The 22,722-nt window shown below is 37.0% G+C and carries 15 protein-coding genes and 1 riboswitch; of the genes, 6 read left to right on the forward strand and 9 right to left on the reverse strand.

The genetic code is table 11. From position 1 onward, the window contains the following. Positions 1-295: 295 nt before the first annotated feature. The 3 genes from D8M05_RS03645 to D8M05_RS03655 all read right to left on the reverse strand — a co-directional run bounded on the left by D8M05_RS03645 (position 296) and on the right by D8M05_RS03655 (position 4,673). The gene (locus D8M05_RS03645; RefSeq protein WP_121128756.1) at positions 296-1,711 is read right to left on the reverse strand and encodes a hypothetical protein; all 1,416 of its coding nucleotides are present in this window, start codon (positions 1,709-1,711) and stop codon (positions 296-298) included. 806 nt (positions 1,712-2,517) lie between these two features. Next, positions 2,518-4,302: a M3 family oligoendopeptidase gene (locus tag D8M05_RS03650; RefSeq protein ID WP_121128758.1), complete on the reverse strand. Its 1,785-nt coding sequence runs from the start codon at positions 4,300-4,302 to the stop codon at positions 2,518-2,520. 116 nt (positions 4,303-4,418) lie between these two features. Beyond that, positions 4,419-4,673, reverse strand: a complete 255-nt coding sequence (locus tag D8M05_RS03655; RefSeq protein WP_121128760.1) for a phage holin — start codon at positions 4,671-4,673, stop codon at positions 4,419-4,421. 226 nt (positions 4,674-4,899) lie between these two features. Between D8M05_RS03655 and D8M05_RS03660 the strand changes: the two genes are divergently transcribed. Next, a complete protein-coding gene (locus D8M05_RS03660; protein WP_121128762.1) occupies positions 4,900-5,436 on the forward strand; it encodes a YceI family protein in 537 nt (178 codons plus the stop codon). Positions 5,437-5,484: 48 nt separating this feature from the next. Here the strand turns inward: D8M05_RS03660 and D8M05_RS03665 are convergent, their stop codons facing one another. From D8M05_RS03665 to D8M05_RS03685, 4 genes are all read right to left on the reverse strand, one after another. Next, the gene (locus D8M05_RS03665; protein ID WP_121128764.1) at positions 5,485-6,345 is read right to left on the reverse strand and encodes a VanW family protein; all 861 of its coding nucleotides are present in this window, start codon (positions 6,343-6,345) and stop codon (positions 5,485-5,487) included. Positions 6,346-6,839: 494 nt separating this feature from the next. Continuing rightward, on the reverse strand, positions 6,840-8,048 hold the full coding sequence (locus tag D8M05_RS03675) for an NAD(P)/FAD-dependent oxidoreductase (protein ID WP_121128768.1): 1,209 nt from the start codon (positions 8,046-8,048) through the stop codon (positions 6,840-6,842). A gap of 244 nt (positions 8,049-8,292) precedes the next feature. Next, positions 8,293-9,714 carry a vWA domain-containing protein gene (locus tag D8M05_RS03680; protein ID WP_121128770.1) on the reverse strand — a complete coding sequence of 474 codons (1,422 nt, stop codon included), beginning with the start codon at positions 9,712-9,714 and terminating at the stop codon, positions 8,293-8,295. Positions 9,715-9,826: 112 nt separating this feature from the next. Then, positions 9,827-11,983: a type IA DNA topoisomerase gene (locus D8M05_RS03685; protein ID WP_121128772.1), complete on the reverse strand. Its 2,157-nt coding sequence runs from the start codon at positions 11,981-11,983 to the stop codon at positions 9,827-9,829. Between the two features lie 240 nt (positions 11,984-12,223). Here D8M05_RS03685 and D8M05_RS03690 point away from each other — a divergent pair, with 240 nt between their 5' ends. Then, positions 12,224-14,311 carry a catalase gene (locus D8M05_RS03690; protein ID WP_121128774.1) on the forward strand — a complete coding sequence of 696 codons (2,088 nt, stop codon included), beginning with the start codon at positions 12,224-12,226 and terminating at the stop codon, positions 14,309-14,311. A 91-nt stretch (positions 14,312-14,402) separates the two neighbouring features. Continuing rightward, a riboswitch (SAM riboswitch) is annotated at positions 14,403-14,512 on the forward strand. A 941-nt stretch (positions 14,513-15,453) separates the two neighbouring features. After that, on the forward strand, positions 15,454-16,557 hold the full coding sequence (locus tag D8M05_RS03695; protein WP_121128776.1) for a methionine biosynthesis PLP-dependent protein: 1,104 nt from the start codon (positions 15,454-15,456) through the stop codon (positions 16,555-16,557). Positions 16,558-16,608: 51 nt separating this feature from the next. Here the strand turns inward: D8M05_RS03695 and dacB are convergent, their stop codons facing one another. After that, positions 16,609-17,967 (reverse strand): D-alanyl-D-alanine carboxypeptidase/D-alanyl-D-alanine endopeptidase, encoded by a 1,359-nt coding sequence (gene dacB, locus D8M05_RS03700; RefSeq protein ID WP_183072693.1) that lies wholly within the window; start codon positions 17,965-17,967, stop codon positions 16,609-16,611. 301 nt (positions 17,968-18,268) lie between these two features. Beyond that, complete coding sequence (locus D8M05_RS03705) at positions 18,269-18,706, reverse strand: CBS domain-containing protein (RefSeq protein ID WP_121128780.1); 438 nt, start codon at positions 18,704-18,706, stop codon at positions 18,269-18,271. 146 nt (positions 18,707-18,852) lie between these two features. Between D8M05_RS03705 and D8M05_RS03710 the strand changes: the two genes are divergently transcribed. The 3 genes from D8M05_RS03710 (at position 18,853) to D8M05_RS03720 (ending at position 22,470) form a co-directional block, all read left to right on the forward strand. Continuing rightward, positions 18,853-20,103, forward strand: a complete 1,251-nt coding sequence (locus D8M05_RS03710; RefSeq protein WP_121128783.1) for a DNA polymerase IV — start codon at positions 18,853-18,855, stop codon at positions 20,101-20,103. 146 nt (positions 20,104-20,249) lie between these two features. Next, complete coding sequence (locus tag D8M05_RS03715) at positions 20,250-21,953, forward strand: sensor domain-containing protein (protein ID WP_245985177.1); 1,704 nt, start codon at positions 20,250-20,252, stop codon at positions 21,951-21,953. Positions 21,954-22,047: 94 nt separating this feature from the next. After that, on the forward strand, positions 22,048-22,470 hold the full coding sequence (locus D8M05_RS03720) for a DUF1801 domain-containing protein (protein WP_121128787.1): 423 nt from the start codon (positions 22,048-22,050) through the stop codon (positions 22,468-22,470). The last annotated feature ends 252 nt before the right edge of the window (positions 22,471-22,722 follow it).

Below are 22,722 nucleotides of genomic sequence, written 5' to 3' on the forward strand. Positions count from 1 at the left end.
TTTCCCATCAAGATATTCTTCTGCGACCTTTAGCTTAAACGCTTCACTGTACTTTGCCATAAACCTAACCCCCATAAATTATTTTCACTCTAACTTATGGGGGTCAGGTCAAAAGCGAAGTGTCTTTCCGGAACGGTGTATTTAGGAAAACTCTGAATTAAAGAGATCAACACTTTATACAAAGTCCTCCATTAATTTGAATTTAATGGAGGACTTAAACTTATAGTTCGGATTTTTCTTTACTAAATTTCTTTTGTCCCATCCTCTCCTTATCTATTTACAAAAACTCAACATACTACATAATAATTACAGCCAAAAGTGTCGCTACTATTAATCCAAGGATAACAGGTACAAAGTTTTTACGAACTAAATCCATCACCGAAACTCCACAAAAACCAGCAATCGCAATGAGTGATGACCATGCAACGATTGTTCCACCACCAGTCCATATTGCTCCAAGTTGCCCGATAGCAGCTAGTGTTGCTGTGTCAATAGAAGCTGTCTCTAAAGAAGCTGCCAGTGCCCCAGTTAATGGTAATCCAGAAAAACCAGACCCATCTAATCCTGTTATTATCCCTATTACCAATATACTCAATGCTGCTAATACCGCACTTTCAGGTAAAAATCCTTGTATAGATTCAACAAGACCAAATAATAATGAAGGCCCTTCTTCCACTCCTAATATCGAACTTGAGAAATCAGGACTCCCTAGAAAGAAAAAACCTGCAATTGGAATAACAGGTCCCATTGCTTTAAATGCAAAAACAAATCCATCCGTGATGTGATTACTAATATAATTTAAAGCTTGTGTTTTTCCGAAGGCAAGCGTTGAAAGTAGTAATAGGATCGCTGCAACACCACCAACAAAAGCAGCACCATCTCCACCAACTAAACCACTATCTCCAGAGAACAATTTACCATACATCATCACAATAACGACAGCGAGTAGGGAAAGTGGGACAACGATAGAAAATATTTTACTCCATTTTGTTAAATTTTCAGTCTGTGGCTTATTCGTTGACCTTTCAGCTTGTTGTAGTGTATCCATTTCCTTTTCATTCAATGGGTCATCTTTTGGACGGATCGTCTTCCTGTAAAATATATACACCAATGAAATGGCTACGGCACCAGCAATCAGTGACAATACAAGTGCTTTATCAGCAATGAGTGATGCATCAATTCCTGCAGATGCCGCTGATAAACTAGGAGCAACCTGCACAATGTAATCTGAAGAAAGTGCCATACCTTGACCAGCAATTGCGATAGCCATCGCAGCGGTCATCGCTGGTAGTCCCGCACGTACTGCTGCTGGCACTAGTAATGCACAAATTAGTGGTACAGCAGGAGTCGGCCAGAAAAACAATGAAATAACATAAGTCACTGCAATTAAGACAAAAAAGGAAACATGACCATTAATCATCATTTTCTGAATTGGTTGTATCATACGCTTATCTGCGCCTAAATCACGCAAAGAGTTTAATAATGCCAACATGAACATAATGATTAGAAATATACTGAAGAGTTCTTGTGCTGCTACGAGATTGGCATTAAAAATGGCTGTAAAACCATCAATTATATTCCCTGTATAAACCCACGCGATTACAAATGTACCCAAGATAGTTGGTAAAACAACACCTTTACGAAATATCATTGTAACAATTATAATTATCGTAAATAAACCATATAGCATATGAGAAATTGTTAAATCCATTTATTTCCCTACTTTCATTCGAATGTGCTATAGCCTATGCACGTCCTGAGGGAAACGACACAATATTATATTTCTTACATTTCTTCATTATCCGTCTGCACATTGGTTACAATATATTTTACCATCCTCATGTACACCATTGAAAAATCCATTTTCACAATAAATTGGTTTATCACAACGGTCACATGTACCAACTAATTCTCTCAATATTCTCCCTCCCATACGAGAAGTGTATGTTATATCTTATTCAAAAGCATTAATAATAATTTCTATACTAATTCATTTAGATTTATATTGATTTTTATAAAAGGCTTGTTTCGATTGCTTGTCACTATTGATAGAAAATGCGCAGTAAGTGCTTTGTTGACTTCCGCTCCGGGCAGCCAGTACGCTTTCCGCGGGCACGGCCTCAGCCTCCAAAGAAGCAAAGAGCGCTTCTTCTGGAGTCTTCAGACACGTGCTTTTCCCGCAGGAGTCGACTGGCTGCCCTCCGCTCCAATCAACAATAATAATAGTGCTAAACCATGATTTATATGAGTAAAGAGCAATTAGTAGTGGAGGAAACACACGCAGACTCCTGCGGGAGGATAGGCCTAGGTGAGACTACGGAGTGCCTTAGCACGGAGGAGGCTCACCAGCCGCCCGCGGAAATGCGAAGTGTGTTTCCGGAACGGCGTGATTAAGCAAATCTCTTTAAATTTACGTCGTATTTTATATCTTTTACGTCACAACTTGTATCTTGAACAAGCGATAGCATTATAGAAAAAAGCAACTCCTGCCTATTAAGGACTGAGTTGCCTTTTATACTAAGATAATTCGATAAACGCTTCAACATCTTTTACACAAAGAGAAATGGCATGCTCCCAGAAATCAGCTTTTGTTAAATCAACATTTAGATGATTCATGGCTAAATCTTCTACTGTCATTCTGCCTGTGTCACGTAGTAATGCGACATAATCATCCTCAAAGTTTCCACCTTTTTCCTTCGCACGAGCATAGATGCCTAAACTAAATAAATATCCAAATGTATAAGGGAAATTATAAAATGGTGTACCGGTGATATGGAAGTGTAGTTTTGAAGCCCAAAAATTTGGATCATACTCGTCAAGCACCCCGCAATATGCCTCCTTCTGCGCCTCAATCATTAACTCATTTAGTCGATCTACAGCCACCATTCCTTCCTTTCTTTCCTCATAGAAGTTCCGCTCAAAGAGAAAACGTGCATGAATATTCATAAAGAAAGCAACACTTCTCCCAATCTTATCCTCTAATAAGGAAAGTTTTTCTTCTTTCGATTCAGCATTCCCGACAGATGCATCTGCGACAATCATCTCGGCAAAAGTTGAAGCTGTTTCTGCTACATTCATGGCATACCTCTGATTCAAACCATTTACATTATTCATCACATGTTGATGATATGCATGACCTAACTCATGCGCTAAAGTTGAAATATTTGATGAAGTACCAGAGTATGTCATAAATATTCGTGTCTGTTCACTGTCTGGAAAACTTGTACAAAATCCTCCTGGCCTCTTCCCTGGACGATCTTCCGCTTCAATCCAACGCTTCTCGAATGCCTGTTTTGCGAAGTCTGCCATCTTTGGGCTGAAATTACGAAATTGTTCAACGATAAAATTTGCGCCTTCTGTATAGCTATATGTTTTCACAGAATCTGTTAGCGGTGCACCGATATCATACATACTTAATTTCTCTAACCCTAATAAGCTTGCTTTTTTATTTAAAAACGTAACAAAATGTTGCTTATTCCTCGTAATCGCACCCCACATTGCGTCCAATGTTTCTTTACTCATCCTATTTATAGCAAGTGGCTCTTTTAAAACATCCTCCCACTTTCGATGCTTGTACGTTTGTAGGCGAAAACCCGCTAAATGATTTAATGTTTGTCCAAATAGATTACTTTCGGAGCTCCATGCTTTCCCTAACTGATCAAAAACGTGTTTACGAACTTCACGGTTAGGAGAATGTAATTTATTTAATGCTTGTCCAACAGAATAGGAGCTTACCTCACCATCCTCTTCTATTTCTACACTCATATTACCTACAATTGCTCCATACATTTGATTCCATGCATGATACCCATCAACTGCTAAATCATTAATTAACATTTCCTGATCAACATCTAATAATTCCTTCGCTTGATTTCTGCGTTCATTTAAGACAAAAGAAAGCTCCTGTAACTCTTGACTCGATAATAACGCATTCCACTCATTTTCATTAATTCCAATTAGTTTTTGATCAAATTTTGTTTGAATTCCACTCATTTCAGCTGACAGCAAGCTACGCTGTCCTACTAAAATATTTGCCTTTTCATCTTTTACATCCTGTGCGCTTAAACAACTAATATAAGCACCTACCTCACGTAACTTCTTCATCGTATGCTCTAATCCAGTTATTATATCAATGAATAATGCATGATCGTCTTTAACATTAGGATCGTAGCTTTTAATCTGTTCTTCTAATTTACGCATCTCTCTTTTTATTGTAGTGACATATGTTTGAAATTGCTCAGAATCACTTCCACCCGGAAATATTACATCTAAATCCCATGTTGGACTATATGTTTCCTTCATCTAATCTCTCCTCTAAAGTAGTTTTTACCATGATTTTAATTATAACGAATTATTAGACAACATTCACCAAAAACCTTCCCAGTTTTTGGCTAAAGGGAAGATTTTTGATCATATGATTACTGCTTCTTTTCCTTCTTTTTCTTTGTCAGCCCATTTCGTTCTAGTACCTGACGTTGCTTTTTCCCTGTTTTTGTCACATAGTTATTTCTAAACCAGACATTGATTGCTGTTACGAGCGTAATGATTGAGGAAATGATTTGCTCCACTAATTCACTATCAATTGGTAGTGGTGACTTCCCAAATAAAACGAGAAATTGATTGGTTAATGCAAGTAAAAGGGCAGCCGTTCGAATAATTGTACCTTTGTCCACTTTTTTTACACCTCCAAACGATTCGGTTACTATATTATTTTCATTTCTCTCTTCATTTGGAACGGCGTATTCGAATGTCCTATAGTCGATGTAAATTGCGACAAGCACCCTTTGTTTTAATTAATTATTATTTAATTAAATACACTTGACTTTCGTTATTTATGAATTTATACTAAGTAATATAAAGTAACTAACGTATTATAAAACTATTTTGGAGGGATTTATGATGGCAAAGAATACTTGGACTGTTGATACAGCACATAGCGAAGTTGGTTTTACAGTAAAACACATGATGATTTCGAAGGCGAAAGGAACTTTTGATAAATTTGATACTGTAGTTGAAGCAGATGTAGAAAATTTAGCTGATTCTAAAATTGAGGTAACGGTTGATGTTGCAAGTGTAAACACTCGTAATGATGGTCGTGACCAACATTTACGCTCTGCTGACTTCTTTGATGCAGAAAATCATCCAAACATGACATTTATTGCAACAGACATTAAAAAAACTTCTAGCTCAAATTATGATGTTACAGGTGATTTAACGATTCGCGGAAATACAAAGCCTGTTACAATTGACGTTACATTTGAAGGTGTAAGTAAAGATCCGATGAGTGGTAACACAGTAGCTGGTTTCAGTGGAGAGACAAAAATTAATCGTACAGATTTCGGACTTGTCTGGAATGCGGCAGTAGAAACTGGCGGTGTACTAGTTGCAGAAGAAGTAAAAATTCATTTTGAATTAGAATTGCATAAGCAAGATTAATAAACATAGAAAAAGCGCGGAAATCCGCGCTTTTTCTATATTATAGTATTATTCCCCTTTGAAATATTCGGCTGTATCAGAAGAATAAATTGCCACAATCATCTTACCATTAACCGCTCTAGCACGAATTAGAATGGCTTCATTATATAAATTTTTAAAAACAAAATCTGGTCCCCACCAACTAACCGTAGCATCGCGTCCAGGTGGAACATACGGTACGCTGCGACTATGTGCATAACGTTCGACGATTTGAATGCCATGTAAATCAACTGCATTGAATAAGGTTGATGATACTTGACAAATTCCACCACCAATATCCTCTGCTAGTTCGCCCTTTACAATAACTGGGGCACGTTTATAACCTTTATCAGTTGTTCGTTCTCCAACAATTTTATTAAAGGAAAATGTCTCACCAGGAAACACAACCGTATTGTTAATCGCCTCAGCTGCCAGTTCTATATTATAAGAACGTTCCTTATTACTTTGCCGAAAAAATGTTGCATAACTACCAAGTTCTCGCTGACTTATCTCTTCTAATAATCCCCTATCAACTTTTGGGTAAACGAGTAGAGTGGGAATCCGTAATTTTCCATCCTTATTATTGTAAAACAAAGTTCGAAATTGAATTTCAAATAGGCTACGGTCCATCGTTTCACCCAACTTCTCGCTAATAATCTCACCATTATCTGCTATCTTTGCGTTTATAGGAGCACTATACATTTTCTTTTCTAAATCATCCATGAAAAAATCTAGTTTGTTTTGATCAATGTATAGGGAATCAAAGTGAAATAATGCGTATTGATTAATTTCAATTCGGTCTAATGCGATACTATTTTCCTCTTCAGGATTAATCATTTCAGTTGCTACTGGAAAATTGGAAAATAGCATAGAAAGCATGAATAATAGCATTACAAGTTCACCCCCTCACTTAGTATGAGGTAAATGAAGTAAATCATGTATTGGTGCACAATAGGGATATATTCTTTCTTTTTTTGTAATCCACACTTCCGCATTACACCTTCGTGAGAAAAAGTGCCTTTCCTTTTCAAGGAGTCGTCTACTTTGAGAAACTTCTTCGTTACCTTACACTGATGAACCTTGCTTTGAAGCATTACTAGGACATGCAGGCACCTCTGAACGAAGGAGGTCACCAACTTATACCTAAAAAACAACAATCCTTTAGAAAACAGCCAACCTCAAAAAAAAAAAAAACCCACCTAGCGTCAAATGCTAAATGGAGTTTCTTTTCATTTTAATGGAAATCTCTTGTATCTTCTAGGTAATCACTAGCAACCCTATATCCTATGAGCGCTGCTAATACAAGTAACAAACCGTATAAGAAATTTTTCATCTAAAATTACCTCCTCAATTTGTAGCTTATATAAACGTGGTTCATTAATATATTAGAATGGACGGAATTTACCTTTTTTAAGTACAAGTTTAGCTCCACCTATTAAGAATAACGTACGATCGTCAACAACTTTCTTCATGGCTGCTGCTGATTTACCTTTTATCTTCGTTCCAGAGAAGATATTACCAATACCATCTGTTATACCTAATGATGCAACAGTACCTTTATCACTATAAACGAAGTCTTTTAATGGTTCGCCATGAATTAACGCTTTAATATTATCTGCAGCATATACACCTTCTTGTGTTGCTAATTGTCCAGTTGGTGCGTAAGGTCTGCCTGTTTCTTTATTCATTAACCATGAACAGTCTCCAAGAATAAAGATATTTTCTTCTCCAGGGACACGAAGATCAGCATCAACATTAACTTTACCTCTAAATAATTCAAAGCCAGATTTTCCTAGAACTGGGTTACCTGTTACACCGCCTGTCCATACAACCGTTCCGCCTTTAATAAGTTCCTTGTCTTCTCCAACAATAAACCCTTCTTCTGTACACTCAGAAATTGCTGCTCCCATTCTGAACTCAACACCACGTGCTTCAAGAGATTGAAGTGCGTACGAAACTAAATCCTTGTCAAACATTGGCAATACAGATGGTGCCGCTTCAACATTGATAATTCGTACCTTATTTCGTGGAATATCGTATTTCTTGCAAAGCTTAGGAACAATTTCAGATAATTCACCAACAAATTCAATTCCTGTGAAACCACCGCCACCAACAACAATGTTCAAGTTATCTTCATTCGTATCTTCACCTGAACTGTATTTTGCAAATTGGTATTCGATATGTTCAGCAATTAAACGAGCAGAGTCAATATCTTGAATGAAGAAAGCATTTTCTTCCATTCCTTTAATACCAAATGTGTTTGTTACAAAACCTAGTGCTACCACTAGATAATCATAAGTAACTTCACTGTTTTCTAGTACGATACGCTGCTCCTCTTTATTAATTTCTTGCACAGTATCATAGATTAAACGTACACGATTCGGATTAACAACGTCACTAATCATAAAACGCGCTTGATTTGGTGTAATTGTTCCAGCTGCTACTTCATGCAACCATGTACTCTCATAATGATAATTGTGTTTATTAATAAGCACAATTTCTGCTTCTTCTGCTGATAATTTTTTAGTTAAATGTCTTGTTGTTACTAATCCAGCGTACCCTGCTCCAAGTACGACTATTTTCGGTTTACTCATGAAACCTCCACCTTTCTTATATCTTATGTATTCATTCATTTTAAAATGTACAAGCGCTTCCATATAATAATCATTTCACAAACCTGTACTATTTTATAAAATATGTTAATAACATAACAATATAATAACAAATTTTTTTTGAATAGGCTAATATTCCTTCTCATTTCTCTAAAAAAGTAGAAAGTTGACATGAAAGATGCTGTTCTATTTCATGTCAACTTTCTATCTTAATAGATATTGCTGCTTACTTTTGTTTTCTTCCTCTCATTTCTTCGACCCACTCATCTATTTCTTCCCGTATCTCTTCAGCTTCACGGTCAATTTCATCTAACTTCGTGGAACGTAAATCTCTTATTAAATCTAATTTCACTCGATATTCATCTGTAATTAAATCCGAAATTTCACTCGCGGTTTCGCTTGTAATTAAATCTTCTTCTCTTAATTTTCTTAAGGCTAAATCGAATCTATCCTTCTCTGTCTGAATAACCGTTCGAATTATATTAAGGTCAATATCAAAACGGTCATATTCATTAAGAATTTCCCATGGATCTGGAGCCATCGTATGGGCCCATGCCAAATCAATGGTCGATGGCAGCCATTTTTTTTCAATCGTTGTTTTTAGCTCGTTGGCATTATTTGCTGAAAAATACTCCCCATTTCCAGCTTCAGATACTTGTCTCAACTGACCTTCTGTAACTTCATCAACATCAAAGCCGATAATATTAACTACTCGATTTTCATCGTTTGAAACAAATGATTCCGCTTCTAAAGCTGGATCTCCATCACATGTCTCAACACCATCACTAATAATATATACTGTGACAGCTTCCATAAACCCACTGCTTAATGTATTCACTTTCTTGATTGCTCCAGCTAATGGTGTATATCCATTACTCTCAAAGGACTTTAATGTCTGTTCAAACGCCTCTTCATCGTATACCCCCATTGGGTAAACTTCTTCAATGCCATTACAAGATAATTCTTTATCATCTTCAGATTCAGAACCCTTGTGACCATAGACGATGAGTGAAAGCTCATTATTATGACCAATCACCTCAGCAAATTGTTCAGCAGCCCTTCTTGCAATGTCCATTTTAACTTGACCATCAACTGTCAGTTGCATACTTGAGCTTGCATCAAGAAGAATAAATGCTTTACCATTCTTCTCTACATCCCAGGCACGCTCATTTTCTACTTGAGGTGCTGGCAAATAAGGATCTTCAAAGTTCGGAACAAAGCTCTCTGCCTTTTCAATTAATGACTTGTAATGAGGGGAACCTAATAAATGTACAAGTCCCTTATATAAGAAAACAGCTTCCTGTGTCTCATTGGAAATCTCCCTTAACTCTTGTACAAATACCTCATCTTCCACCTGATAATCGTCTTCTGCTTCTTCATCGATGGAAATCCCTTCCACTAAAGTACCACCTTGTCTTGCTTTCATTCCTTCTATTGAATCAATAAAAGAAATGGTTTCTAATTTCCCATCAAGGATATCCTTATTGTTTCCTGTTTCTTTATTTTCTTGAACTTCATCATTAGTAATCTCTTTATTCTCAGTCCCTTGTGGCTCTTCTGGTTCTGCTACATTTTCTTTTTCTGTACAACCTACGAATATGAATAATATCAAAATTATTGCTACTCCATATATTCCTTTTTTAAGCATTTTTACCCTCCAATCACCCTTCTTATAAGATTGAATATAATTAACTCACTCGTCAATATTACAAAACTCCTAAAGATGATGCAAACATAGGTATATTCTCTTATATAGAAATTCACTTCTCAAACTGCATTTTCCAACTATAATAGTCGTTATTGGTATTTTTCTCATAGCTTAAATAGGCATTGAACTTCTTTCCATTTTTACTAGTTAGTCCTTTAACATATGCCTGATTTTCTTTTAATAATTGTTTTACCATCGTCTTTGTTGGCTTCTTTTTCATGGTCTTTAAATATTTGTCGTTTTTCCATATCACAAATTTGCAACCTTGCTTCCAGTTGCTACACCCAAATCCTTTTGTTCCCTCCATTATTTTACCACCACATTTTGGACATATCCCTAGCACTTCGGTAGATTTTCTTGTTGTGGAAACTTCTTTAATAATTTTATCTTCTGCCTTTTTTAAGGTTTCCACTGATGCAGTTGTAAATCTGAAAATTGTTTGAAGGAAATCTTGCTTTCTAGCCTCACCTTTTTGAATATCTGATAGTGCCTTTTCTAGCTTTCCAGTAAACTCTAAATCAAACAACTCTTTTACTGGAAAGGTTTCAACAAGTTTCGAGCCAAGTATGGTGCACGTTAAATTCTTTCCTTCTGCCATAATATATCCAACATCTTTTAATTTCTTAATTGTTTCCGCCCTTGTTGCAGGTGTACCTATACTAAAACCCGTTAGAATTCTCCCTAGCGTGTCTTCGTTTTCGGCTTCTTTGTAGCTTTTCCCACAAGTTTCCATTACACGTAGTAATGTTTTTTCTGTATGGGGCTTAGGTGCTTTCGTTACATGTGTTGTCACCTCGGACGCTATTAAGTCTACATTCTCATGCAACGCAACATAAGGTAGGATTGTGTCCTTTGACTGGATATTTTCTATCTTCTTCCATCCCTCTATGAGTTGTACTTTCCCCTTGGAATGAAATGCTCCTTTTAATTGCACTCCAATCATTGATGTTGTTAGCTTTGTTTCCTCATATTCAGCAATTGGCATAAACTGCATGATGAATCTATTTTTAATGGCGGTATAGATAATATTTTCATCACTAGTCAATCGCTTCGGTTTTAAATAAGTAGGAATAATCGCACTATGACTTTCAACCTTTGCATTGTTAAATAGGCGTTTCGTTCTCATAAATGTAATTTCATCCTTATATGGATGATCTTCCGAATGGATCTGTAATACTTTCGCCGCTTTCCCGACTAGACTTTCCTCTAATGCAGTACTTGATGTTCTTGGATAAGTAATAAACTTTTTCTCGTACAGGGATTGGGCAACTTTCAATACTTTATCAGACGTCCATCCTTTAAATTTATTCGTAATGTAACCTTGTAAGTTCGATAAATTAAATAGAAATGGAGGAAATTCCTTCTTCTTCTTCACTTGCTTGTCTGTTATCATTCCTTTGTTTCCCTGGATCCTTTCATGTAAATGCTCTAGGTCTGCTTTTTTCTTGAATTTCTCCTCATTTTCCTCCATATATGTTCCTATATATTCTTTCCCTTCTGCAGTTTGGAAAGTCGCCTGCAATTTAAAATAATCTTCGGGTACAAAATTTTCGATTTCTTTATCACGATCATAAATGATTTTAAGCGTTGGTAAAAGTACTCGACCAATATTAAGTGCCTTTCCTTTTCCCTTTTGATATTTTAACGTTGCAACGGAAGTCAGATTGATTCCGATTACCCAATCCGTCCATTGTCTACTAATTCCAGCATCGCGTAGAAATCGCATCTCTTGGTTTGATTTTATATTCGCAAGGCCCTGATTCACCTCAGCTGGTGTCCATTCATTTAACAATAGCCTGTACACGGGTTTTGCTTGTTTTCCACCACGATAAATAATACTGTCTCCAATCAATTGTCCCTCTCTATCATAATCACAGGCCGAAATAATCATTTGAACATCATTCCGTTTTATTAAGGATTGAATGGTGTTCAATTGCTTACGTGCCCCACCATCTGTTTGTTTTCGATTTCTTGGATTGCTCTTAACCTTATATTTAAACTCCTGCGGTATAAATGGAAAATTATCCATCTTCCAACTGGACATTTTACTGTCATAGTCTTTGGCGTCATATAATTCTACTAAATGTCCAAAGGCCCATGTAACGATGTAATCATTCCCTTCAAAATAGCCATCTTTTTTCACCTTTATATTTAGTGCGTCCGCAATATTCTTCGCGACTGACGGCTTTTCTGCAAGTACTAATTTCATAAATAAATAGCTCCTATTCTTTTGAATAATTGGGATTTTTATAGAAAGGTAATATTAGAGGTTTGTATAAATGTAGTAATTCTATTATATTACAAGATTTGCCGATATGCATGAAGGATTACTTTTATTATTGATTTTCCTTAGATAATCTTCGGATCGCCGCTTAACTTGTTATGAATTCGTTCTGAATCCTTGATAGAACCATATGTATATAATTGGAGCTAATTATCTTATTAAGGGATGGTGACTTTAGTGGATAAGGAAAAAGATAACGAGAGAAATCAGACACCATTTGACGGGAATCCGAAAGATGATCAACTCGAACAATATCGTAAGAAAAATACTGGTCCCGGAAAAAAGATGACAGATGAGAACGGTGTAAATGTTTCAAATGACCGCTGGAGCCTAAGGGCAGGAAAGCGTGGTCCACATTTATTACAAGACTTTCATTTTTATAAGAAACAGACACATTTTAACCGGGAACGAATACCAGAAAAAGTTGTTCATGCCCGGGGGTTCGGTTTGTATGGAGACTTTGAGTTATATAAATCAATGAAACACCTCACAAGAGCTCACTTCCTGCAAGACCCCGGATGTAAAACACCTGTATTTGTCAGATTCTCTAATTTTATCGGTAGTAAGGGATCGAAGGACACCGCAGTGGATATACGTGGATTTGCGGTCAAATTTTATACGCAAGAAGGAAATTATGATATGTTGTCACTCCAATTTCCAGTATTTATTCTTGCGGATGCCATGAAATTTATGGATGTAACACATGCAGCCAAGCCTAATCCAATTACAGATATACCGCAAGCTACTGTCGCACAAGATGGTTTTTGGGACTATGTCGCTAATAATGAGGAATCAGCACATATGGTGATGTGGCTCATGTCCATGCGGGGCCGTCCAAGAAGCTGGCGCATGATGGCAGGGTGGCCAATTAATACGTTCAGATTTGTTAATGAACAGGGAAAATCTACTTTTGTCAGGTATAAATGGGTGCCTAAACTCGGTGTTCATTCCTTGTTACTAGATGAAGCAAATATTATCGGAGGTGTAGACCCAGACTTCCATCGCCGTGATATCGTAGAAGCAGTAGAAAAAGGCGCATATCCCGAATATGAATTAGGTGTGCAATTAATTGCTGAAGAAGATGAATTTAAATATGACTTCGATATTTTAGATGATACAAAACTATGGCCAGAAGAAGTAGTACCAGTTGAAATTGTAGGTAAGTTGACATTGAATCGGCTTGTAGATAATTTCTTTGCAGAAGAAGAACAGTCCGTATTTGATCCTGCCAATGTTGTTCCAGGAATCGAATTTACGAACGATCCTGTCTTACAAGGTAGAGCAATTGCTTATAGAGATACTGAATTATATCGACAAAATTCTGCAAATATTGAGGACATCCCTGTTAACAAACCGATTGTAGAAAAGAACTATAACCTTAGGGATAGCTACCAAAGGCATCGGATAGATGTTGATTACGTAAACTATCATAATAATTCATTGGCTGGAAATACGCCTGCAGAAGCTTCCGCTGAAGAAGGTGGATATGTACATTATCCTGGGCAAGTAGATGGTCACGTTACGAGAGAACGTCCAAGTGAGTCTTTCTATGATTACTTCTCACAGGCAAGACTTTTCTGGAACAGCTTATCACCTGTAGAAAAACAAGACCTCGTAGAAACATTTAATTATCATCTCGGATATGTAAAAAGTAAATCAGTTAGACAGCAAAACGTTGAAATGTGGGCTAACGTTGATAAGGAAATGGCAACAATCATTGCGGAAAGTATCGGAGTAAATCCACCTACTAAAGGAAATGTTCCTGTAACAAAAAGTTCCCCTGCTATTAGCCAATTAAATACACCACATTATGCCTATACACAAAAAGTTGGTGTATTAATTGGCAATGGGTTTAACGATGACGAGGTAAAAAATGTACTTAACACTCTTCAGACAAATGGAGTATTTATGGATATTATCAGTGAAAATCTTAGCCCTGTTACAGGAGCTGATGGCACAAAAATTGAACCAAACGAGACTTTTAAAACAAAGTACCCTGTCCTATATGATTCTCTCTATGTTGTTGGTGGAGCTGCTAAAAATCAAGCAAAGTTCAACTCTGATATTATGAATTTCATCAATGAAGCATATCAACACTATAAACCAATTGGTATTGCAACAACTGGACAGTCCTACATTCATACTTCAGACAAAAACAATCTAGCCGGTGTCGTTTTTGCTACAAATAATCCAGACTTTGGAGAGGATTTTGTTGCTGCAATTGCTAAGCAACGTTTTTGGAACAGAACATAATTTCACAATATGCCAAAAGACACCCACATATTGCAATTTTCAAATATTTATTGTAAAGTAGTTTATTATAAATATAAATTAAATAAACAAATTCTTATCAAGAGAGACGGAGGGACTGGCCCGAAGATGTCTCAGCAACCGACCAATTTGTCATTGGTAGTGGTGCTAAATCCAACGGGTATTGCACCCGAAAGATGAGAAGAGCGTATATGTGAAAAGACCCTCTTCTTCTATGCAGAGGGTCTTTTGTATTTGCTGTTTTCTAAAGGATTGTTGCTTTTTCTTAAATATAAGTAGTGACGTAAAAGATATAAACTGCGACGTAAGATTAACCTTTGGAAACTAACTGAAAATATTCTGAAATAATTTGCTTCGACGCTAATCAAGTTGTTTTCGCTTGCCAAGAGCTCCGTTTTAATCTAGAGAAGCTCTTTCAAGTTACTTTCGCTTGCACGAGAGCTCCGTTTTGATCTAGAGAAGCTTTTTCAAGTTACTTTCGAACGCACGAGAGCTCCGTTTTGATCTAGAGCGGCTTTATCAAGTTACTTTCGAACGCCTAGAGCTCCGTTTTGATCTAGAGAAGCTCTTTCAAGTTACTTTCGAAGCCCGAGAGCCCCGTTTTGATCTAGAGAGGCTTTATCAAGTTACTTTCGCTTGCACGAGAGCTCCGTTTTGATCTAGAGAAGCTTTTTCAAGTTACTTTCGAAGCCCTAGAGCTCCGTTTTGATCTAGAGAGGCTTTATCAAGTTACTTTCGAAGCCCTAGAGCTCCGTTTTGATCTAGAGAGTACTTGTTAAGACACTTTTTGTGCTATTCAACTTACAAATAATATTATTAGTCGTATTTGGTTGATTGGAGCGGAGGGCAGCCAGTCGACTCCTCGAAAATAAAGGGCAATTTTCTAACGAAGATGTAACGCTGACGATGTATTACTTGTCCTGCAGGAAAAACACATGTCCGAAGACTCCAGAAGAAGCGCTCTTTGCTTCTCTCGAGGCTGAGGCCGTGCCCTAAGGTGCACGTACTGGCTGCCGGAGCGGAAATCAACAAAGCACTTACGTCGCATATTATATCAATAGTAACAATCGCAACAATCAACATGAAAACAGCCTTTGTACTTTAAATTTTGGAGGAATGTAGCAATGTCAGATAAAGCAATCGAAACAGAATTAGTACAATTAGGGAATAAAACGGATCCGAGTACGGGTGCAGTAAATCCTCCCATTTATTTATCAACCGCTTATCAGCATCAAGGGTTAGGAAAATCTACAGGCTATGATTACACGCGTACCAAAAATCCCACTCGTAGCATTCTAGAAGAAGGCATTGCAACATTAGAAAAGGGTGACGCGGGTTACGCATGCAGCTCAGGAATGGCTGCAATCCAGCTGGTCTTTTCACTATTTAAATCAGGTGACCACCTCATTGCTATAGAGGATATTTATGGTGGTACGTACCGCTTACTTGAACAATATGCTAAAAACTACGATATACAAACTACTTATTCAACTTTTACAGATATTCTAGAAACAGAGCAATCCATTACATCCAAAACAAAGGCCTTATTTATTGAAACGCCCACCAACCCATTAATGCTTGAAGTTAACATCGCAGACTATGCAACGTTAGCAAAAAAACATAACTTACTATTAATCGTGGATAACACCTTCTTAACGCCATACCTTCAGCAACCACTCGCACTCGGAGCTGATATTGTAATCCATAGCGCAACAAAATACGTTGGTGGACACAATGATGTCTTGGCAGGTTTAGTGGTAGCAAAGGGCAATGAGCTTTGTGGGAAATTAAGTAACTTACATAACGCTTCTGGCGCGATTCTTTCTCCCTTTGATTGTTGGCTCTTAATTAGAGGGCTAAAGACACTTGCACTGCGTATGGAAAAACATCAAGAAAACGCAAAATCAATCGTTCAATTTTTACATGAACACCGAAAAGTAACAGAAGTACTTTATGCAGGTCAAGGTGGAATGATATCATTCTGTTTGACTGAAAGCAGATGGATTGATCCGTTTTTATCAAACCTTCAATTAATCGTTTTTGCTGAAAGTCTTGGTGGTGTGGAGAGTTTTATTACCTATCCAGCAACACAGACACATGCAGAAATACCGAAAGAAGAAAGAGAGAGACGTGGCGTAAGTGATAGACTATTACGATTCTCAGTCGGTATCGAGCAAGTGGAAGATTTAAAGAAAGATTTAGACCAAGCATTAGAAAGCTTAGTATAAAAAAGAAGATTCAGTGATACATATCTCTGAATCTTCTTTTACTATAAACTCTTAGCCCTCGTTTGCTATAATCTCTACCAGTTCATTTTCTATCGTTTTCCCTTCCTCCTCATCCAGTAAATGGTTTAGCATAATTGAGAATATAAATTCGCTTCCTTTTTTAGTTTCCATGTAACCTGACAGTGTACTAACACCTTCAATTGTACCTGTTTTTGCACTTACTTTTATACCTTTCATTCTGTCTTGTAACGTTCCTCCCATTATTCTTTCCTCTTCTCCAGCAACTGGTAGTGCCTTTAAATAACTATGAAACCATGATTTACTCTGTACATCATGTAATAATTTTGTAATTTCATTAGCTGGTATAGCATTGGAATGAGAAATACCTGATCCATCTTTCATCACAATCGTATCCATGTTCATTCCTAAGTTCGCAAGTTCCCCTTTCATTACTTCTAATCCCTTTTCCCAACTACCTTCTCCATAAACGACTTTCCCCATTTCTTTTACTAATATTTCTGCATGTCCATTATTACTAAATTTCATAAAAGGAACGAGAAGCTCTGATAGTGGGATTGATTTGCGGGAAAGAAGTAACTGACTATTTTCTTTTGCCTTACCGACTTTCACTTTTCCATTCCATGTTATTCCTTCTCTTTCTAATGAGGCTGCAAACAAGTGAAGCGCATATGTAGTCGGTTCCCATACCGCCATAAATTCTTTTATTTTCTCTGAATCTATTGAAATCTTGCCTTTAATTTCAATTACATTACTTGCATGTTTACGTTCGATAATTAATTCATCTTCTATCTTTTCCGTTACTGTTATCGCATTATTTAGAATTGTAATATAGTCCGTAGACGGAAATAAGGCTATAGTTGGTTTCTCTAAAGGACGACTCGCAGACGCTTCAATGATGATACTCCCTGTATCATAATCTTCATTTGGTGAAGCAGTTAATGCAGAGACTTGTGCACCATAGTAGTATTGTTCATCTGTCCATACCAAATCTGGAGAGAGACGGGTATCATCATACCACGAATCATCACCAACCACATTACCTTCTATTTTTGTTAACCCTCGTTTTCTTAACGCTTGTGCTAATGTGTCGAAAACTTCTGGAAGCAGTGTTGGGTCTCCCTTTCCAATAATATAAAGATCACCATGAAGTGTATTGTCATCTATGTTTCCAGCCGTTCTTATGTCTGTTTGAAATGTATAGTTTTCGCCCAGAACACTTAACGCAGCAGCACTAGTTAATAGTTTCATATTAGAAGCTGGATGCATGCGAATGTCATCCTGATGTTCAAATAGTACTTTCCCTGTCGACTTCGAGCGAATACTTACTCCAATCAATCCACCTTGTAACTTAACATCTGTTGTTATGTATTCCATTATTTTGTCCTTCATCAAACTCCCCCTCTATATTATTCGCTTCTGTCTATTCATTCTAGAAACCGCTAATATAATCCTCTTTGATAAAGACTTTTTCGTAAGTTTTTGTTACTTTTCTCATTGATATAAAACTGTGAGGTAACTTAAGGGAATTTACTAAATCACACCGTTCCGGAAAGAACTTCGCTTTTCATGGGCTGCTGTTGATCCTCATTCATCTCACCACTTCCTGTAAAAGAAGGCACATAAATTACATTTACTGCATAATTTTTTAGCAAACAGCCTTAAAAGTAAGCAACTTTTAAGGCTGTTTTTTCTAGCTTTGAGGAGCGGATGGTGTAGATATACTTGATAGCGCTTGTTCTGCCTCATTTGCATATTGCTGCTGGACAGCTAAATCACCCAGTGCTACCATACCTACAATCTGTTCGTTCTCAACCACTGGTAAGCGACGAATTTGTTGCTGGGCCATTAACTGCGCAGCTTGATGTACGTCCATATCAGGTGTTCCCTGTACAACTTGTTGTGCAGTCATCACCTGAGAAATAGGAGTCTGAGCTGATTCTCCCTGTGCTGTTGTTCTTAGCGTAATATCACGGTCAGTAACAATCCCAACCATCTGTCCACTACTATTTACAACAGGAAGTGCTCCAATATTATACGTACTCATCACTGCAGCTGCCTCTTGCACCGACTGTGTTTCATTTACTGTCATTACCTGTCCAGTCATAATGTCTCGCAAATTTTGTGACATGCAATAACCTCCTTTTATGTTTTTCTGTTATAGGGTGGTTTAAAATATGGAAGTTATACTTTTACAGAATAATTTACCATTGATTTTTTTTGCTTAACTACATATAATTAAGAACAAACGTTCTAACAATTAGGTGGTGAATTAATTTGGATTATTCATCCTATCCTCGTAATGATGTGCTATGTATCGACATGCGTTCCTTCTATGCAAGTGTAGAGGCCGTTAAACTAGGACTCGATCCAATGAAAACAATGCTCGCTGTTGTTGGTGACCCAAGCAGGTCCGGAAGTATCGTACTAGCTGCATCCCCTGCCCTAAAGAAAAAATACGGTATTAGTAATGTAAGTCGTTTCTTTGAACTACCAGATGACCCTGACGTCTATATCGTCCCAGCCCATATGGCTGACTATCTTCATGTTTCCGTAGAAATTACAAAGCTCATTAATCAATATGCACCGAAAGAGGCAATCCATCCATACTCAGTAGATGAAATTTGGGTAACGATAAACGGATTAGAAAAGCTTTTCGGAAACTGCTGGGAAATAGCAAGAAAAATCCAACAAGATATTCTCCGTAATTTTGGAATTACCTCTTCTATTGGAATTGGTGATAATAAATTTTTAGCAAAAGTTGTCATGGATTTGCATGGAAAAAAGGCTGGAATCGCAGAGTGTAGATATGAAGATGTAGAAGAAAAACTCTGGCCATTCCCAGTTCAGGATATTTGGGGGATTGGCACTAGAATGAAACGCAATCTCAACCGAATGGGAATTGTTACCCTCGGTCAGCTTGCTAATTATGATCTAAATCACTTAAAAAAGCGCTTCGGTATTATGGGTGAACAACTATATTGGCATGCTTGGGGAATTGATTTAAGTCCAGTTTATGGCAGCTTCACTAAGACTGAGCACAAAGGATTTGGGCATGGAATCGCCCTTCTTCGTGACTACACGAAAGATGAAGTCGCCGTCTGCATTCTCGACCTTTGCGAGGAAGTATGTCGTAGAGCCCGTGCAAGAGACAAAGCGGGAAAAACCATCCACTTAGGAATAGCTTACTCAAAAGAAACCGGTGGTGGTTTCTCACGTTCTAGGTCAATTACACTTCCAACAAATGTAACAATGGATATATACCATATCTGTATGCAGCTATTTCACGAATTTTACGATGGAAAAAGCAATATCAGGCATGTCTCTGTAACCTTAGATCACTTATTTGATAAAGGAGAAACACAATTAGACCTGTTTGAAGATCGTCCGAAAAAAACAGATATTGGTTATGTCATGGATGCCATTCGTGATAAATATGGGTCAACTGCTATTCTCCGTGCCTCCAGTTATACCGATGCAGGCGTTACAATCGATCGTAGTAAAAAAATTGGCGGTCATTATGCGTAAGCAATTCAGGAAATAACCATATCACTAACCCCTCTCTCCTAACTCGAAATTTGCCGAAATATGATGTTTACGAAATTCACCAAAAATTGTATAATTATCTTAGTATACGATATATACTGGAACGATTGGGAAGAGAGGTGATTCATTTGACTTACGAAACACAGCTTGACGAAACGCAAAAAAAACTTAGAGATTTAGAGTTTGCATTAAATGAGTCAGCAATCGTAGCAATTACGGATAGCAAAGGAATTATTCAATTTGCCAATGATAAATTTTGTCATATATCGAAGTATAGACAACAAGAATTAATTGGAAGTAATCAAAATATCGTTAATTCAGGTTATCATTCTAATTCTTTTTTTAAAGAGTTATGGACAACGATTGGAGCAGGGAATGTTTGGCATGGAGAAATCAAAAACCGTGCAAAGGACGGAACATACTATTGGGTTGACACAACCATTGTTCCTTTTTTGAACGATCAGGGAAAGCCATATCAATATACCTCCATTCGATATGATATTACAACTCGTAAAGCCTACGAAGAATACATAGAAGAAATGGCATATTATGATGCACTTACGCATTTACCAAACCGTAATCAGTTATATAAATGGGTTGATGAACATCCAAGAAAAACAGATGAAACGTATACTGTTTTCTTTCTCGATTTAGATAATTTTAAGATTATTAATGATAATTTTGGTCACGGAATTGGAGATAAGGTATTAGAAGAGGTTTCAGGACGTTTAAGAGCATGCCTTCGCGAATCAGATTTTGTCTCTAGGCAAGGTGGAGATGAATTTATTGTTATTCTAGAAAACAATACAGACAAAGATACTGCAATGTGTATTGCTAGAAAGATATTAGATACGATTAGCCTTCCAATTTACATAAATGATAAAGAAATGTCGACCACAGTAAGTATCGGTATCAATAACGAAACACTAAATAAAATTCCTGAAAATTGCCAAGAGTTTATAGAAACATCTATAAAAAAAGCAGACACTGCTATGTACCACGCGAAAAAGAATGGCGGGAATAATTTTTGCTTTAGTACACCTGACCAAAATATGGAAATGGACCGAAAATTCCAAATGGAACTAGAACTAAAGAACGCATTGGCAAGTGACGAATTTAAAATTGTCTATCAACCTCTCATTAATTTAAAAAACAATCAAATTGTTGGCGTTGAGGCTTTATTACGATGGAAAAACAAAGAACTTGGCTCTGTTTCCCCTATCGAGTTTATTCCGATTCTTGAGAAGACGGGTCAAATTATTCAAGTTGGCAAATGGATTTTATGGTCCGTATGTAATCAAATGAAGATGTGGCAGGAAAATGGAACGTATCTTGAAAGAATATCTGTGAACGTCTCACCAATTCAATTTAAAGATAAGAAATTTGTACAAGACTTAAAGCAAATTATAAATGAAACAGAACTCGATGCATCTTACATAGAACTAGAAATAACGGAAGGGACCATTTTAGAAATAGAAAATGTGTCACAAACGTTACATGACCTCCAAGAATTAGGTGTAAAAGTTTCTATTGATGATTTTGGGACAGGATACTCATCCTTAAGTTACTTGAAACAGTTACCAATCGATACCTTGAAAATTGATAAATCGTTTATCGATGACTTAGATATGGACGGAGAAATCATTGTAAATACAATCATCAGCATGGGGAAGAATTTACGTTTTCGAGTAATTGCAGAGGGAATCGAAACGCCCCAGCAATTAAACTACCTAAAAAAACAAGAGTGCCATGAAGGCCAAGGCTATTACTTTAGTAGACCAGTAAATGATAAAGAAATCGCCCTGCTTTATAAGAAATTACAATCGAAATAACCTTCAATCAGGATTAGGTTTCCCCTAATGCTGATTTTTTATTTTAACTTCCATCTGTTAGAATGAAGGTATATTGGAAGGAGTGATCAGATAAATGTATGAATTAAAAACAAAAGAAAATGATCAAAGTATAATAGATTTTATTGAAAAGATAGAAAAACCAAAAAAACGTGAAGATGCATATAGATTATTAGATATTTTCTCAGAAACAACAGGATATAGTGCAAAAATGTGGGGGACAAGTATCATTGGATTTGGAACCTATCATTATAAGTACGAATCTGGCCATGAAGGAGATGCCCCACTTGTAGGTTTCTCACCTCGAAAAGCAAATTTCAGTTTATACTTCGCTACAGGTGATGATAAACGAGCAGAATTGCTAAAAGATTTTGGAAAGCATAAGACAGGTAAAGCGTGTGTATACATCAACAAAATTGCAGATATTAATGTGGACGTACTCAAGAAATTAATTAATCAATCCGTATCCTTCTTACAGGAAATGTATCCGAATAACTAAATGCTTCCATTATATTAGAAAAGGCTGCTTGTATAACTTCCGTTGAATTTGTCACAAAATATATAGACTTCGGATCTCTTTAATTCAGTATAGTGCGAAACACGTCGTTCCGGAAACACACTTCGCTTTCCGTGGGCGGCTGGTGAGCCCCCTTCGTGCTAACGCACTACGTAGTCTCACCTAGGCCTATCCTCCCACAGGAGTCTCCGTGTGTTTCCTCCACTAGGATTGTTCACTACTGAAGTACAACCT

The sequence above is a fragment of the Oceanobacillus bengalensis genome (assembly GCF_003628445.1).
GTDB lineage: Bacteria > Bacillota > Bacilli > Bacillales > Amphibacillaceae > Oceanobacillus > Oceanobacillus bengalensis.

What these genes read in the sequence shown, in the direction of transcription:
- D8M05_RS03645 (WP_121128756.1), bottom strand. Translation starts at nt 1,711, where the DNA reads ATGGATTTAACAATTTCTCATATGCTATATGGTTTATTTACGATAATT.
- D8M05_RS03650 (WP_121128758.1), bottom strand. Translation starts at nt 4,302, where the DNA reads ATGAAGGAAACATATAGTCCAACATGGGATTTAGATGTAATATTTCCG.
- D8M05_RS03660 (WP_121128762.1), top strand. Translation starts at nt 4,900, where the DNA reads ATGGCAAAGAATACTTGGACTGTTGATACAGCACATAGCGAAGTTGGT.
- D8M05_RS03665 (WP_121128764.1), bottom strand. Translation starts at nt 6,345, where the DNA reads ATGCTATTATTCATGCTTTCTATGCTATTTTCCAATTTTCCAGTAGCA.
- D8M05_RS03675 (WP_121128768.1), bottom strand. Translation starts at nt 8,048, where the DNA reads ATGAGTAAACCGAAAATAGTCGTACTTGGAGCAGGGTACGCTGGATTA.
- D8M05_RS03680 (WP_121128770.1), bottom strand. Translation starts at nt 9,714, where the DNA reads ATGCTTAAAAAAGGAATATATGGAGTAGCAATAATTTTGATATTATTC.
- D8M05_RS03685 (WP_121128772.1), bottom strand. Translation starts at nt 11,983, where the DNA reads ATGAAATTAGTACTTGCAGAAAAGCCGTCAGTCGCGAAGAATATTGCG.
- D8M05_RS03690 (WP_121128774.1), top strand. Translation starts at nt 12,224, where the DNA reads ATGGTGACTTTAGTGGATAAGGAAAAAGATAACGAGAGAAATCAGACA.
- D8M05_RS03695 (WP_121128776.1), top strand. Translation starts at nt 15,454, where the DNA reads ATGTCAGATAAAGCAATCGAAACAGAATTAGTACAATTAGGGAATAAA.
- dacB (WP_183072693.1), bottom strand. Translation starts at nt 17,967, where the DNA reads ATGAAGGACAAAATAATGGAATACATAACAACAGATGTTAAGTTACAA.
- D8M05_RS03705 (WP_121128780.1), bottom strand. Translation starts at nt 18,706, where the DNA reads ATGTCACAAAATTTGCGAGACATTATGACTGGACAGGTAATGACAGTA.
- D8M05_RS03720 (WP_121128787.1), top strand. Translation starts at nt 22,048, where the DNA reads ATGTATGAATTAAAAACAAAAGAAAATGATCAAAGTATAATAGATTTT.